This is a genomic window from Streptomyces tyrfis (assembly GCF_037034285.1).
GTDB lineage: Bacteria > Actinomycetota > Actinomycetes > Streptomycetales > Streptomycetaceae > Streptomyces.
On sequence record NZ_JBAGJZ010000009.1, the window covers coordinates 13,909 to 28,285 of the forward strand.

Here is a 14,377-nt window from a genome sequence, read left to right on the forward strand (position 1 = left end):
ACGCCCGCGCCCGGCCCGGACCACCGCACCACCTCACGGCACGCCGAACGACCCCGAAGCGAGGGAGCACATGAACGACGACGCTGCGGACGCCCGCCCGCCCGGGGAACTGAAGGCCGACGCGATCGGCTTCGTCGACGCACTCGTCATCGGGCTGAACTCCACCTCCCCCGCGTACTCCCTCGCCGCGGTCATCGGCCCGGTCGTGGCGCTGGTGGGCGTCTACGCGCCCGGCATCATGCTCGCCTCCTTCATACCGATGCTGCTCATCGCGTCGGCGTTCCACTACCTCAACAAGGCGGACCAGGACTGCGGCACCACGTTCTCCTGGGTCACCCGGGCGATGGGGCCGTGGGCCGGCTGGCTCGGCGGCTGGGCCATCGCGATGACCGGTGTCCTGGTGGTCGGGTCACTGGCCGACGTCGCCGTGAACTTCGGGCTGCTCACCCTGGGCCTGGACAGCTGGGCCGCGAACGACCTGGTGCGCCGGGCGCTGACCGTGGTGCTCATCCTGGTGATGACCGCGGTGTGCGTCATGGGCACCGAGACGTCGGCCAAGGTGCAGAACGTCCTCATCCTGACCCAGGTCGCCTTCCTCCTCGTCTTCGCGGTGGTGGCCCTGTACCGGGTCCACGCCGGGACCGCGATGCCCGGCTCGGTCCTGCCGTCGGTCGACTGGCTGAACCCCTTCGGAGCCGGAGGCGCCGCGCTGACCGGGGGCCTGCTGCTCAGCGTTTTCATCTACTGGGGCTGGGAGTCGGCGGCCAACCTCACCGAGGAGGTCGAGGACTCCGCCCATGCCCCCGGCAAGGCCGGCATCTGGTCGACGGTCGTGCTCCTGGTGACCTATGTGTCGGTGGCCTTCGCCATCGTGGCCTTCGCCGGGACCTCGTTCCTGTCCTCCAACGCCGACGAGGAGGAGGCGATCTTCGCCGTACTCGCCCACAAGGTGATGGGCGGCTGGGACTGGGTCGTGCTGCTGGCGGTCTGCACGTCCGCGCTGGCGTCGACCCAGACCACCATCCTCCCCGCCTCCCGCACCCTGCTGTCCATGGCCCGCCGGCACGCCCTGCCCGCGCACTTCGGCCATGTCCACCGCCGTTTCCAGACTCCCCATGTGAGTACCTGGTGGGTCGCCGGGGTGGCCATCGTCTGGTACCTCGGTGTCAGCCTGATCAGTGCCAACGCGCTGCTCGACTCGCTGACCGCGCTGTCACTGCTCATCGCGTTCTACTACGCGCTCACCGGCGTCGCCTGCGCGGTCTACTACCGCCGCCGCCTGTTCGGGAGCCTCCGCGATCTCGTCCTGATCGGCGTCGGTCCGCTGGCCGGGGCCGCCATGCTGACCTGGCTGCTCGTGGAATCGGTCATCGACATGTCCGACCCCGAGAACTCGTACAGCGGGGACACCTGGTTCTCGCTGAGCCCGCCGCTCGTCATCGGCATCGGCATCGCGGCGGCCGGAGTGGTCACCATGCTCGTATGGCGGCTGTTCTCCGGCGCCTTCTGGGCGGAACGCCCGAGTGCGGCGGAGCCGGATTCCTCTCTCGCCCCCGTGGCGCCGCACCCGGCCGTCCCCGTCCCCGCGGCCGCCGCCCACGACGGAGTGGATGTGTGACGCGAACGGCGGAAGCCACCGCCGGACGGAATCGCCACCGAACCGCCGGGGGCGACGCGAACGGCGCGAGCCGCCAACGGGCGGAATCGCCACCGAACCGCCGGGGAAGACGCAAACGGCGCGAGCCGCCACCGGGCGGAATCGCCACCGAACCGCCGGGCTGGGGGCGCGGTCGGCTCCCGGCGGTGGGGCGTCGGGCCGGATCCGGCGGGGCGGCGGCGGGCGAGCGGCGGCGTTCCGGCGCCGGGTTCCCCTGAGTGGTCGTCGCCGCGGTCGCTTTCGGGTGACCCGTCGGCCGGTTGCCGCCCCTCCCCGGTCGGCGGTGCCCCAGCATCGCAACGGTCCGGACCTGCCGGGACGGGCCGGAGCGTCGGGAGATCGTCGTGCACATCCTGCTCGTGGCGAGCGCGTTCAACAGCCTCACTCAGCGTCTTCACGCCGAGCTGAGGGACCGCGGCCACACCGTGGCGGTGGAGATCGCGTCGCCGGACGTCTCGGTGCGTGACGCGTCGTTGCGGCAGGCGGTGCGGGAGTTCGCGCCGGACCTCGTCGTGGCCCCGATGCTGAGGACCGCCATCCCGCGGGACGTGTGGGCGGCGCACACCTGCCTCGTCGTCCACCCCGGTCCGCCGGGCGACCGCGGGCCCTCCTCCCTCGACTGGGCCGTCCAAGAAGGCGCGGACGCCTGGGGGGTGACCGTCCTGCAGGCCGACGAAGAGATGGACGCCGGGCCCGTCTGGGCGTCGGCCGCCTTCCCGGTGCCCCCAGTGGGCAAGAGCGATCTGTACCGCAACGAGGTCTCGGACGCCGCGTCGCGGGCCGTGCACCTCGCCGTCGAGCGCTTCTCCTCCGGCACGTACGTTCCTCGTCCGCAGGGCGACGTGGGCGCAGAGTCGCTCATCCGTACGCGCCCGTACCTGCGTCAGGAGCACCGGCGCATCGACTGGGCTGCCGACTCCACGGAGACGGTCCTTCGCAAGCTGCGCGCCGCCGACTCCTTCCCCGGCGTGCGTGACGAGTTGCTGGGGAACGAGTGGTTTCTGCACGGCGGGCACCCGGAGTACGAACTGCGCGGGGCGCCCGGCGAGTTGCTGGCCGTACGGGCGGAGGCCGTCTGCCGGGCGACGGCCGACGGCGCGGTCTGGATCCCCGAACTCCGCGCCCGCCGCCGGCCGGGTGGCCCCGCCACGTTCAAACTGCCCGCGACGACTGCGCTCGGCGGGCGTCTGCCCGCACTTCCGCGGTGTCCCGCGCCGCCGTACGAGGAGGGGCGCCGACGCGGCTGGAGCGACATCGGCTATCGCGAGGCGGGACAGGCCGGTTTCCTCTCGTTCTCCTTCCCCGGTGGCGCGATGAGCACCGCGCAGTGCCGACGTCTGCTCGACGCCTACCGGACGGCGTGCCGACGGCCCACCTCGGTGCTGGTGCTCGGGGGCGGCCGGGACTTCTTCTCCAACGGCATCCACCTCAATGTCATCGAGGCCGCCGCCGATCCCGGCGAGGAGTCCTGGGCCAACATCAACGCCATGGACGACCTCGTGGAGGCGGTACTCACCACGACCGACCGGCTGGTGGTCTCCGCCGTGGCCGGCAACGCCGCCGCGGGCGGGGTGATGCTCGCCCTCGCCGCCGACGAGGTCTGGTGCAGGCGGGCGTCGGTGCTGAACCCGCACTACCGCCTCATGGGGCTGTACGGATCCGAGTACTGGACGTACACGCTGCCGCGCCGGGTGGGGGCCGCAGCTGCGGAACGTCTCACGGAGGCCGCGCTTCCGGTGAGCGCCGAGGCCGCGGAGCGGCTCGGCCTGGTCGACCGGACGGTCGACTGCGACGCGGAGTCGTTCTCGGACGAAGTCGCCCGGCTGGCGGCCCAGTTCGCCGCGTCGCCCGCGGCGCAGTCGCGCATCGCCGCCAAGAAGGCCGAACGGGACCGGGACGAGGCCCGAAAGCCCCTGGCCGCCTACCGGGCACAGGAGTTGAGTGTGATGCGGCGGATCTTCTCCGATCCGCGCTCGCCGTACCACGCGCTGAGGCGCGCGTTCGTGCACAAGGACCCGCCCGCGGGCCGACCGCCGCACCTGACCCCGGCCCCGGCCCCGGCCTCGGCCTCGGCCTCGGAGTCCGTCCGGGACCGGCACGCGCAGGCATGACAGCAGGGCGGGACTACGGGCTGACCGTCCCCTTGGCCGCCTCCTCGGGGGCACGAGGATGAGCGAGCGCATGTGCGGCGGAGCCGGCGGGGGGCTCGGTGCGGCGGCGGGGCTGGGGGCCCGCCGCGCGTAGCCGCCGTTCCAGGGGGTGTTCCACCCAGTGGTAGGCGCAGCCGGCCAGGGCCTGGCTGACCGCGATCACCGCGAGCCAGGCGAGGACGGTGTCGCGGAGGCCCTCCGGGCGGCCGTGGAGGCCGAGCCAGGTGCGGATGACGATCTCGTGGATGAGGTACCAGGCGAAGGACCAGTGGCCGAGGCGTACGGACCAACGGCCGGTCAGCCCGGTGCGGCGGCCGTCGAGGTCGGCGCGGGCGGCAGCGGCGACGAGCAGCGCGAAGACGGGGGTGGCCAGCAGCTGCGAGGCCTGGTAGGGGCCGTACCAGAGCGCATCGGACACGGAATCGCCCCAGGGAATCAACGCGAGGTGCCAGGCGACGACGAGCGCCACCGCGGTCCACAGGCCGACGGGGGGCCGCCAGCCGCGGGCCACCGCGAGCCCCGCCGCGACCCCGAGCACGAACTGGAGCATGCGCGTCAGGGGCAGGTAGTCGAGGAGCCACACCCGTGTGGCCGCATCGGTGACCAGGGCGCCGCTCAGCCAGACCGCGACCACGCCGACGCAGGTCAGCGCCCAGATCCAGCGTCGGCCGCGGGCCGAGTGCAAGACCGGGAGAACCATCAGCAGCGGGAAGACGAGGTAGAACCAGGCCTCGTCGCTGAGGGACCAGGCGGCGGGGTTGGCGCCCTTGAGGAACACGGTCTCGGGGATCCAGGCGTGCACGAGGAACAGGTTCGCGACCACGGCTTTCGCGGACACCGCCTTGCCCAGCCAGAGCCACGCCCCGACGGACGCCGCGCTCGTGACCACCATGAGCGGCCAGATCCGGGCGAAGCGCCGCCACAGGAACACCTTCGCCGGAACCTTCGTCCCGTCATAGGTCCAGGCGAGGACGAAACCGGACAGCACGAAGAAGAAGGTGACCCCGCTGCGGCCGTACCAGACGGTCTGGCTGAGCCCTGGTATCTCCCCGACCTGACGGGAGAGGTGGTACAGGACGACCAGCAGAGCCGCCCAGAATCGGAGCCCCGTCAAGGACGGCAGCCGGTCCCGGCCGGTCAAGGACGCCCCGGCCCGGGTACGGGAGTTCATCGCGCGTTGCATCCCGCGATTATCAGCGTTGTGTGAAGAGACGGAGCAGGAGGGTCCCGAGGACTTGTGGTCGGGCGGCGGACGCACCGCTCGTCGTCGGCGGAGGACGGCGTCGGCTGCCGACGGGAGCGGCGGCCCGGCTGAGGGGATGGTGGGGCCGCCGGCCCATTGCTGGTCGAGTCGCCGGCCCACAATGCCGGCCGAGTCGTCGGCCCGGGCTGTCGTGAGTGGTGGGGCCCTGAGCCTTCCGCCCGCTCCGGATGAACGGTCCCTCGGCTCCGGACTCCAGCAAGAGCAAGGTCTCCCCCGTTCCCGGAACCAAGGGGCGGACCACGATCGTCGAAACCAAGCGCGGGTAATGTGACCGGCCGAACCACCGGGAGGACGCCGATGCGGACGCTGCCAGCGATACGGAGACGGGCCGGGGCGTTCGGCGTCCGGGCGGGCACGGCGTTCGCGGCCCTCGCGCTGCTCGGCGGCGCCGGAACGGCCGTTGCGGCCGACCCGAGCACCGCACCGAGCACCGCACCGAGCGCCACGGCGAAGCCCACCGCGGCCGCCACCACCGCGCCGGACGGTCGGCTCGCCGCCGACGCGACCCAGTCCGAGCGCCTCGCCGAGGAACTGCGCAGGAACCCGGTCTATGTCTCGGCCGACCGCCCCCGCGCACTGCCGCGCTCACTCGCCCCGGACATCGCCGCCCTCGCCGAGCGCACCGGCGTGCCCACCTACGTGCTGGCGCTGCCCGCGGGCGACGCCGCGCTGCTCGCCCTGGTGCACGACCGGCTCGGCGAGAAAGGTCTGTATGTGCTGATCGGCGACCACGGCGGCATCACCGCCTCGGCGTTCGGCGTCGACGTCCCGGTCGAGGAGGCCCGGCGCATCGCCCTGTACGGCACCCCGTACGGGGCCGGCCCGCTCGCCGCGTTCGAGTCCTTCGTCGACGCGATCGCCTCCGGCCGCGACCGGGCCGCCGCCAGGGCCGACGAGCTGTATGACCGCTACCGCGAGGACGACAAGCCCACTCCGTACATCAGCTCCACCGACCGGCAGAACCAGAACCTGCTGCTGGGCCTGGCCGTGGTGGTGATCCCCGGCCTGGTGCTGGCCCTCGGCGTCCGGCTCTCCCGTCGCCGTTCCGCGGGGCCACGGCCGGGCGGGAAGCAGAAGGCCGCCGACTCGAAGGCCGCCGTCTCGAAGACCGCCGTCTCGAAGGCCGCCGACTCGCAGACCCCGACCGTCGCTCCGACCGGGAACGCGACGGTCCCCCTGACCAAGGCCCCGGCCCGCACCACCCGGCCCGCCGCCCGCCGACGCGGCGTACTGCCGGTGACGTTGGTGGCGACGGTGGCCGCCGCGGCCGCCGTGGTGCTGGCCGCGCCCACCGTCTTCCCGCAGACGGTCGACAGCCCGTACCTCCACGTCACCCGGAACGACCTGGACGCCCGGGTGGAGGAGGTCGCCGCCGGGCTCGCCGCCGGACCGATCTACCAGGACCCGTCCACCGCGGACGTGCTGACCGCCGCCGACCTGCCCGCGATCCGGCGGCGGATCGCCGGACTCGCGCCCCAGGGACCGGTGCACGTGCTGGTCACGCCGACCGGCAGCGACGACGAGAGCGGCGGCGACAGCCGCATCCTGCTCGCCCGGGTCCACCAACGCACCGGCCAGAACGGCGTCTACGTGCTGGTCGACCCGGTGTCCGGGCGGATCGACCTGGACACCTTCGGCACCGACCGGGACGCCGCGCGCCACTTCATGCGCCTGCCGTCCACCGTCCGCTACCCGGAGTACCGCAGAGACGGCGACCTACAGGTGAGGCCGCGCCTCGACCAGACCCTGGACGCCGTCGCCGCCGCCCAGCCGCGCAAGGGCGACGACCCCGCCGACCGCGACGCCGAACTGCCCCCGCTGCGCGACAACCGGCTGCCCGCCCTGTTCAGCAGCGACTTCGGTCCCGGGATCATGCTCGGCACGATGCTGCTGGGCGCCCTGCTGCTGATCGCCTGGCTGTTGATCGCCGTCACGCGGGCCGTGCTGGAGTATCGCCGCACCCGCGCGGCCAACCCCTCGGACCCCTCGCCGCCGCAGCACACCGGCCCCCGGCACTCCGCCGCGCGGCCGTCCGTCCGGCAGCTGCGTGCCTGGGCCGCCGCCGATGTCCGCGAGCTCACCGGGCGGCTGACCGCCGCCGGCCAGGACGCGCCCGGCCGCACCCGCGCCTGGGACTGCCTGGACGCCGCCGAACTCCTGGCCGACACCGGCGGCGACGAGCGCCCGGACGGGGCCGCCGTGGCGGGCGACCTGGCCGCCGTCGCGGTGCTCGCCCAGGCCGGACTCGCCGCCCTCCGGGGACACCTCCACCCCACCCTCTGCCGGCTCAACCCGCTGCACGGCGAGGCCACCGGCGGCAGGGTCCCTGGGTGGCTCGCCGATCTCGGCATCGGCCCCCGGTCCGCACGGCTGTGCCCCGCCTGCCGGGACGCCTTCCGCGACGGCGGCGCCGACCGCGGCGCCTCGGACCCGGCCGCCCGCGAACGGCAGGCCGCCGAACGACTGTTGCGCCTGCCCGGGGCGGACGGCCGTACCCGGACCGCCTGGGACGAGGCCGGGCAGGTCCTGCCGGCCGCCCGTGAAGGGCTCGAAGCACTCATCCTCAGGGCCAGGGAGTCCGCCAGTGTTCAGTGACCGACCGACCAGTGCCCGACCGACGAGTAACCGCCCGTCCAGTGCCCGACCGCCCCGTGACCGCCCGGCCGATGCCTCCCTCGGCCTCGCCGCCTCCCGTGACTTCGACGCCTCCCGCGGCCTCGCCGCATTCCGTGACCTCACCGCCTCCCGCAACCTCGCCCCCTCACTGCTCGCCGCCCTGCTGCTGGCCTGCGCGTCGCTGCTCGGCGTCGGCGCCCCGGCCCGGGCGGACACCGCGGGCGCCGGTCCGACCGCCGCGACGATCGCCGAGGCGCTGGCCACCGACCCCGTCTACGTCGACCCGTCCTACGCGGCCGCCGTCAACCCCGCCCAGCAGCGCGCCCTGGTCGACCAGATCGCCGCGACCGGCCTGCCGATCAAGGTGGTGCTGGTGCCGCTGAAGAAGGGGGACCCCTTCGACGGCGACTCCCACACCCTCGCCGCGGTGATCAAGGAACGGCTCGGTCTGCGGCAGCTGATCCTGATCACCACCGGCGAGTACGGGAAGTGGCTCAACGGCACCGAGTGGCCCACCGACGTCCATCAGACCCGCGACTCCGCCTCCGCCGTCGGCTTCCTCAAGGAACTCGACGACGCCGGACTGGCCGCCCGGGTCGGCAAGGCCGTGGAACTGATCGAGGCAGGCAACGGCACCGAGGTCTACAAGGCCGAGACCGCCAGGATCGACAAGGAGTACTCGGCCCGGCCCGAGGCGGAGGAGAACGCCTCCGGTACCTCCTCCGGCGGCGGGTCGGGGACGCTGCTCGTGGTCGCCGCGGTGCTGGTCCTCGCCGGCGTCGGCGCCGCCTTCCTGGTGCGCCGCCGCCGCTCGCCCCGGCACACCGCCTTCACCTTCCCCGATGTCGTCTTCGCCGCCGAGGAGGCCGCCGACGAGGCCGGGCTGCGCCGCCGGGCCGCCGCCGAACTGCTCGCCCTCGGCGAGGCCGTGGAGCACGCCGACGGCGCCGCCGCCCCGGGCCTGAGCCGGGCCCTGGACTCCTACGACGCGGCCGGCCGGGTGCTGGACGCCGCACGGGGCCTCCCCGACCTGGTCGGAGTGCTGGCCCTGGTCGCCGAGGGGCGCTCCGCCCTGGCCCCTGGCCCCGGGCTCCCGTTGTGCTTCTTCGACCCCCGGCACGGCGCCGCCGTCCGCCGGACCACCTGGCGTCCGCTCGGCCGCCGGGAGCGGGCCGACGTCGCGGTCTGCGAGGACTGCGGCCAGGCCCTGCGCGCCCGCCGCTCGCCGCGGGTGCTGGCGGTCCGGGACCGGGGCCGCACCGTCCCCTACTTCGAGGTGCCCGCCGAACGCAGCCTGTGGGCCGCCACCGGCTACGGCTCCCTGCTCTCCGGCCCCGACGACACCCTCGCCGCCCGGGTCGGCGCCGGCGAGTTCAGCCGCGCCCGGCGGCAGGCCGGGGATCACGGCGCGACCGAGGACTGAACCGGTCAGCCGGCTCACGGCCGACGGCACCCCGCCGGGACCGGCGCGGGTCTCCCGTCAGGAGCCGGTGACGTGGCGAGCCAGTTCGGTGGCCAGCCGTCGCATGGCCGTGCCGTTCGCACGCCGCATCGTGGCCCGGACGACGGGCGCCAGCAGGCGGTCGGCCAGCGGGGCCCGCGCCCAGACGTACGTGAACGAGACGCGGCTCCCACCGGACCGCAGCGGCTCGATCACGTAGGTGCCGCGGGCCAGGCGCCGGCCGGCCGCGCTGACGTTGCGTTCGACGATGCGCCGCGGCGCGGTGGCCTCGACGACCTCGATCGCGACGTCGGTCTTCGCACCGGCCAGGGCGGCGGTGACCGTGGCACGCGATCCGACGCCGCGGTCGGGGCCGCTGCGGTGCCAGTCGGTCAGGTAGTGGTCGGTGAATCGCTCGTGATGAGCCATGACATCGAGGAAGTCGTAGACCTGCTCGGGCGTCTGCGGTACGTCGATCGACACGTTGACAGACTTCATCCGCCAGACCGTACACGGCCCCCGTGCCCTTGGGTACGCCTGTCAGTAGTCGGCTGCGGCCACGGGGCAGGACGAAGACGCACGCGGATGCGCGGAGCGCCAAGAAAGCTGTCGCGGCGCCCTGGGGCGTCCTGATACGACATGGGGATGGTCACCGAAGCGCTGGATCCCACAGACCGTCTGATTGCCGAACGAGCCTGCGAACGCCTCATCGTCGAGTTCGTCCACAAGCTCGACCTCGGTGACCCGGGCGACGTGGCCGATCTCTTCACAGACGCCGGATTCTGGGAGTGGACGGAAGGCGACCGCCGGATCGAGGGACGTGACGCGCTTCGGTCGTATTTCGCCGGCCGGCCCGCGGACCGGCTCTCGCGCCGGATATGCACGAATATCCTGGTCACCGTCACATCGGAGTCGACGGCCACCGCGACCACCTACTTCACGACGTACCGTGTCGACGGACACGTCGGCGGTCTCGTGCCCCCGCGGGCCCCGACGCAGGTCGGCCACTACGAGGACACGTTCCTCAAGGTCGAAGGCCATTGGCTCCTCAGTTCTCGGTCCCTGCATCTGGCCTTCGGCGGACCGACCGAACGGCTTGCGGCAGGAGCCTAAGGGCTGTCCCGTAATCCGTGGTGGATCAGCGTGCGGCGTCGGATGTGGTGCATCGCAAGACGGAGAATAACCCGCATATTTGAACGTATCCGGGCGTTGCGCAACACAGGGAGTGGTGCGAGCGTGTGCGTTCCGCGGAGCCTCCTGTGCGGGGCCCGGTCCGGCCGGTGGCGGCCTGCACGGCACGAAGGTCGGAGACGGCGCCATGGGCGGAGAACGCCGCGCCTCGGCCCGTGTGCCCCGCGTACAGGCAGACGTGCCCGTCACCGCATTCGTAGGCGGCAGCGGCTGCTGCCGGGGAGAGCAGCGCGGCGGCCGTCACCGCTCCCATCGCTGCGGCTGTGCCGAATGTGCTGACCCTGGCCATCGGAGCGCGCCCCTTTCGTTCCGGGAATGAGCCGTGGGTGAATTCCGTTCGGCCCGCCGTGCCGCGCTCGCCCGAGCCGGGACGGTGGCCGCCGTTTCGCGCTGGGCTCCAGAAGCCGTTGGGGCCGGCCGGTGGGAGGCGGTTCGGCGGTTTCCCCGTCTTTCACCCGGACGGCCCCGGGCGGCCCCGGGCGGCCCTGAGGGGACGGGAGACGACGAGGTCGGCGGAAAACCGGTCGACGGGCCGGACGGCAGTTGTCATGATCCGCACTCGTGACGACTCCGCAGCAGTTCCTGGTCCGGGCCGCCGCCCGCAACAACGCCGAGTGGTGCGCGGCGATGAGCCGATCGCACGGCGTGGCAGGTGAGTTCGGGGCACAGGCCTGGGCTGCCCCGTCCCGCACACCGCTCTACTACCCCGACGCGGTGACACTGGTGCCGGACGCCGATCCGGACGCGCTGGCGGCCCGGATCGACACCGCCGCCCCCGGCGCCTCCGTCAAGGACAGTTTCGCCGACCTCGACCTGACGGAGGCCGGTTTCCAGGTGTTGTTCGAGGCGCGGTGGATCCACCGCCCGGCGAGTGCTCCCGCCCCCGTGCCGGAACTCTCCTGGACCGTGGCGGGCGACTCGGACACGCTGCGCGCCTGGGCGCTCGCCTGGGACGACGGGGACGGCGACGCGGACCTCTTCCGACCGGAACTGCTCGACGAACCCGCCGTGTTCGTGCTCTCCGGGCATTCCGCGGATGGCCGGGTGGTCGCCGGCGCGGTGGCGAGCCGCGGCGACGACGTGGTCGGGATCTCCAATGTCTTCGCGCTCGACGGCGGCCCCGACGCGGCCTGGCCGGTCGTGCTGGACGCGGTCACGCGGCTGTTCCCCACGTTGCCCGTGGTCGGCTACGAGCGGGGCGACGCCCTGGCGTCGGCCGTACGCCACGGCTTCGAGCCGGTCGGCCGGCTGCGCGTCTGGTCGCACGGCCGGTAGCCGCGCCCCGCGCACCGGGCCCGGCTCGGTCCGGGGCGCAGCGGCAGGGAGTACCGGCGTCTACGCAGCCGCAGCCGCAGCCGCAGCGGGGAACGACGCGAGAGACCGGGCATGCTGAACACCCTTCCGGGTGGGTGTGGGTCATCCGTCGCGGGCCGTCGGCCCGATCCCGGCGACTCTCCAGCTTCGGAGCGGGAGAACCGCACTCCGTGCCGGTCGGCGTCGAAGTCCGCGATGGTCACCACGCGGCGCGGGCCGCCGGCGATGGCCACCAGTTCGGCAAGAGAGCCCCTACCGGCCGCGTCCAGAACCACATCGACGCCGAGCGGAGCCAGTGGGGCAAGGCGATCGGCCAGCCCCGCCCCGTAGGTGTATCGCCCGCAGAGCGGGCGTGGGTGCCGCCACCCTCTACCGGCACTTCCCGACACGCGGCTCGCTGATCGCCGCCGCGTTCTCCGAACAGCTCAGCCAGTGCGTCGCGGCCCTCGACGAGGCCCTTCAGGACGACGATCCCTGGCACGGGCTTCGCGGCGTCCTCACCAAGGTGTGCACGATGCAGGCCCAGGACCGCGGGTTCAGCGCCGCGTCCCTGTCCCAGTTTCCCGACGCGCCCGACGTCCATCGTGAGCGTGCCCGCGCCGAGGCCTGCCTCGCCCAACTGGTACAGCGGGCGAAGGACACCGGACAGCTGCGCGAGGACTTCGACCCCAGCGACATTCCCCTCCTGCTCCTGGCCGACAACGGCGTCGTGCGAGATTCCCCGGCGGCCTCCATGGCCGCATCCCGCCGCCGGCTCGCCTACTTCCTCCAGTCCTGCCGTCCGCTGCGGATGCGGGCACGCTCGTGGCGCTGGGCCACGAGGACATCTGGACTGCGGGCGTTGGTGTTGTGCCGGCGCGGGTAGGCGTGCGGGGCGCGAGTCCGGACGGTGTGGTTGTGGTGGCGGGAGTCCGCGACGGTGAACTGCCGTACGCCGCCGACATAGCCGAGCAGCCCTGCCTGATCGCCCGGACGCGTCCTAGGGTGCCTGATAACGAGTTGGTGCCTCAGTTGGCGACTTAGCCCTCGATCTGGCGAGTTGAGCAGAACGGCCCCCACCAGCGTGGGGGCCGTTCTGTACCGCGGATATTGATAACTCTCCGCGCGGCGTCGGGGTGGCACGGACAACGATCCCGGGATGGCTGTCTCGGCTCCTGCACTGCACCGTACCGGTACCTCGGTCTCACCATGGCTCATTCGGTGACCCGTCACTTGCACGGGTGCCAAGCCTTCGCTCAACTCGCCAGATGAAGCGCTAAGCCCCGTCCCGCCGCCCGGCACTCCCCCAGCTCTCGGCTGCGTTCAAGCAGGGGAGACCCCGTCCGAGAGCTTCCGGCCTCCTTGCGGTCGCACGCACCGGACGACGCTCCTTACGGGCAATCCTTGCCGGTCACGGCACTGGCGGGGCTTGGCTGCATCAGCCCGATCGCCTTCGAGCAGCGATCAATTACGCAAGCCACTGCCGCATAGCGAACGGCGTCCACGCTTCAGGGGGAAGCCCCCCGGGTGTCGTCGACATGCTCTGTGATTCAGATCATGGTCCGCAGGTGCATCGTGGGCCGCGTGCCAGTGCCTTCTACAGGGTGTAGGCAACCGGCGAGAACAGGACAGTGCGGATGGAGCAGAGTCGAGCCCGTGCGTTCGACGAGTTCGTGGCTGCCCGATGGTCGGCGCTGGTCCACCTGGCCCGTCTGCTCGTCGGAGGCGATCGGCATCGGGCCGAGGACTTGTTGCAGGAGTCCTTGGTCAAGCTCTGGTTCGTCTGGCCCAGGATCGCGGACGACGCACCGGAGCCGTACGTCCGCAAGCTGATGATGCGTGCGGCGGCACGCTCGGGACAGCGGCGTTGGTGGGGCGAACGCCCCGTCGAGCAGCTGCCCGAGACGGCCGTTGTCGGCGATGTGTCCGCGGACGTGGTGGAGCGTTCCCGGCTGGAGGCCGCGCTGGCCCAGTTGTCGCCGAAGCAGAGGGTGGCGGTGGTGCTGCGCTACTACCAGGACCTGCCCGAGGGGCAGGTGGCGGAGGTGCTCGGGTGTCCGGTGGGCACCGCTCGGTCCCATGCCGCACGTGGGGTGGCCCGGCTGAGGCAGCTCCTGGGCAATGTGAACGAGCCGGTGCGGTGAAGGAGAGCCCCATGGATCACTTCGAGCGGCAGCTGGCGCAGATGATGCGCGACACCGAGGCGGCGCCCGCACCGTTCGAGCCGAAGCACCGGGAACGCCTCTGGGCAGGGGTGCGCGTCCGCCATCGGAGGCGGGCCGCGCGGAGGGCAGTCGGCTCCGTCCTGGCCGTCGTCGGACTCAGCGTCGGGGTGGCCCTGCTGCCCGGCCATGCAACCCGGGTCGAGCCCAGCCACCCCGGCCCACAACCCGCGACGAGCCCGCCGCTCTCCGCACCGCCCGCGATCCCCGACGCGTCCCCGAGCACACCCTCCCCCTCGGACACCTCCACCGCCCCCGCACCCCCGGACGGGACCGCCACAATCGCGCCGCCAGCCACGACCGGGAGTGCGGCCACGGCCACCGAGCCCCCACCGGGGAGCACGGAGGACGCGTCGCCGCCCTCGACCTGGGCCCCGCCTTCGGGTACGGCAACCGCGCGGAACCAGCCGTCGACCACGTCGTCCTCGCTCGTCACTCCGTAACGCCGTAACACACCGTTGCCCCGAGTGTCTTCGACCTGCCCCGCACAAAGTCACAAAAAGGATAAAACGTGAGAAACCAAGGTTCACTTGCCCTGAAAGG

At 72.8% G+C, this 14,377-nt stretch carries 12 protein-coding genes and 1 pseudogene; 9 read left to right on the forward strand and 4 right to left on the reverse strand.

Going from position 1 to position 14,377, the window contains the following annotated elements:
• Window positions 1-70 precede the first annotated feature (70 nt).
• Both WA762_RS09180 and WA762_RS09185 read left to right on the forward strand, forming a co-directional pair.
• Window positions 71-1,618 (forward strand): APC family permease, encoded by a 1,548-nt coding sequence (locus WA762_RS09180; RefSeq protein ID WP_335934674.1) that lies wholly within the window; start codon window positions 71-73, stop codon window positions 1,616-1,618.
• Between the two features lie 383 nt (window positions 1,619-2,001).
• On the forward strand, window positions 2,002-3,768 hold the full coding sequence (locus WA762_RS09185) for a hydrogenase maturation protein (protein ID WP_335934676.1): 1,767 nt from the start codon (window positions 2,002-2,004) through the stop codon (window positions 3,766-3,768).
• 13 nt (window positions 3,769-3,781) lie between these two features.
• On the opposite strand, the gene WA762_RS09190 is transcribed toward WA762_RS09185, so the two are convergent.
• Window positions 3,782-4,990, reverse strand: a complete 1,209-nt coding sequence (locus tag WA762_RS09190; protein ID WP_335934677.1) for an acyltransferase family protein — start codon at window positions 4,988-4,990, stop codon at window positions 3,782-3,784.
• 378 nt (window positions 4,991-5,368) lie between these two features.
• Here WA762_RS09190 and WA762_RS09195 point away from each other — a divergent pair, with 378 nt between their 5' ends.
• Window positions 5,369-7,666 carry a hypothetical protein gene (locus tag WA762_RS09195; RefSeq protein WP_335934678.1) on the forward strand — a complete coding sequence of 766 codons (2,298 nt, stop codon included), beginning with the start codon at window positions 5,369-5,371 and terminating at the stop codon, window positions 7,664-7,666.
• The gene (locus tag WA762_RS09200) at window positions 7,656-9,110 is read left to right on the forward strand and encodes a hypothetical protein (protein ID WP_335934679.1); all 1,455 of its coding nucleotides are present in this window, start codon (window positions 7,656-7,658) and stop codon (window positions 9,108-9,110) included. Before WA762_RS09195 ends, WA762_RS09200 begins: the two co-directional genes overlap by 11 nt.
• Window positions 9,111-9,167: 57 nt before the next feature.
• On the opposite strand, the gene WA762_RS09205 is transcribed toward WA762_RS09200, so the two are convergent.
• The gene (locus tag WA762_RS09205; protein ID WP_335934680.1) at window positions 9,168-9,626 is read right to left on the reverse strand and encodes an SRPBCC family protein; all 459 of its coding nucleotides are present in this window, start codon (window positions 9,624-9,626) and stop codon (window positions 9,168-9,170) included.
• A gap of 147 nt (window positions 9,627-9,773) precedes the next feature.
• Here WA762_RS09205 and WA762_RS09210 point away from each other — a divergent pair, with 147 nt between their 5' ends.
• Window positions 9,774-10,241: a nuclear transport factor 2 family protein gene (locus tag WA762_RS09210; protein ID WP_335934682.1), complete on the forward strand. Its 468-nt coding sequence runs from the start codon at window positions 9,774-9,776 to the stop codon at window positions 10,239-10,241.
• 25 nt (window positions 10,242-10,266) lie between these two features.
• Here WA762_RS09210 and WA762_RS35655 read toward each other — a convergent pair whose 3' ends face one another.
• Window positions 10,267-10,608 carry a peptidase inhibitor family I36 protein gene (locus tag WA762_RS35655; protein WP_443080548.1) on the reverse strand — a complete coding sequence of 114 codons (342 nt, stop codon included), beginning with the start codon at window positions 10,606-10,608 and terminating at the stop codon, window positions 10,267-10,269.
• Window positions 10,609-10,880: 272 nt separating this feature from the next.
• On the opposite strand from WA762_RS35655, the gene WA762_RS09215 reads away from it, so the two are divergent.
• On the forward strand, window positions 10,881-11,594 hold the full coding sequence (locus WA762_RS09215) for a hypothetical protein (RefSeq protein WP_335934684.1): 714 nt from the start codon (window positions 10,881-10,883) through the stop codon (window positions 11,592-11,594).
• Between the two features lie 119 nt (window positions 11,595-11,713).
• Here WA762_RS09215 and WA762_RS09220 read toward each other — a convergent pair.
• Window positions 11,714-11,965, reverse strand: a pseudogene (locus WA762_RS09220) (NADP-dependent oxidoreductase); the annotation flags it as partial.
• Between WA762_RS09220 and WA762_RS09225 the strand changes: the two are divergent.
• From WA762_RS09225 to WA762_RS09240, 3 genes are all read left to right on the forward strand, one after another.
• A complete protein-coding gene (locus WA762_RS09225; protein WP_443080549.1) occupies window positions 11,929-12,498 on the forward strand; it encodes a TetR/AcrR family transcriptional regulator in 570 nt (189 codons plus the stop codon). The pseudogene WA762_RS09220 and the gene WA762_RS09225 sit on opposite strands and share 37 nt — an antisense overlap.
• A 751-nt stretch (window positions 12,499-13,249) precedes the next feature.
• Entirely contained in the window at window positions 13,250-13,756 is a 507-nt protein-coding gene (locus WA762_RS09235; protein WP_335934685.1) for a SigE family RNA polymerase sigma factor, read from the forward strand.
• 11 nt (window positions 13,757-13,767) lie between these two features.
• Complete coding sequence (locus WA762_RS09240) at window positions 13,768-14,277, forward strand: hypothetical protein (RefSeq protein WP_335934686.1); 510 nt, start codon at window positions 13,768-13,770, stop codon at window positions 14,275-14,277.
• Window positions 14,278-14,377: the final 100 nt, after the last annotated feature.

Excerpts from the sequence above, each read along its gene's own strand:
- WA762_RS09195 (WP_335934678.1), top strand. The coding sequence starts at position 5,369 with ATGCGGACGCTGCCAGCGATACGGAGACGGGCCGGGGCGTTCGGCGTC.
- WA762_RS09235 (WP_335934685.1), top strand. The coding sequence starts at position 13,250 with ATGGAGCAGAGTCGAGCCCGTGCGTTCGACGAGTTCGTGGCTGCCCGA.
- WA762_RS09210 (WP_335934682.1), top strand. The coding sequence starts at position 9,774 with ATGGTCACCGAAGCGCTGGATCCCACAGACCGTCTGATTGCCGAACGA.
- WA762_RS09190 (WP_335934677.1), bottom strand. The coding sequence starts at position 4,990 with ATGCAACGCGCGATGAACTCCCGTACCCGGGCCGGGGCGTCCTTGACC.
- WA762_RS09240 (WP_335934686.1), top strand. The coding sequence starts at position 13,768 with ATGGATCACTTCGAGCGGCAGCTGGCGCAGATGATGCGCGACACCGAG.
- WA762_RS09205 (WP_335934680.1), bottom strand. The coding sequence starts at position 9,626 with ATGAAGTCTGTCAACGTGTCGATCGACGTACCGCAGACGCCCGAGCAG.
- WA762_RS09180 (WP_335934674.1), top strand. The coding sequence starts at position 71 with ATGAACGACGACGCTGCGGACGCCCGCCCGCCCGGGGAACTGAAGGCC.
- WA762_RS35655 (WP_443080548.1), bottom strand. The coding sequence starts at position 10,608 with ATGGCCAGGGTCAGCACATTCGGCACAGCCGCAGCGATGGGAGCGGTG.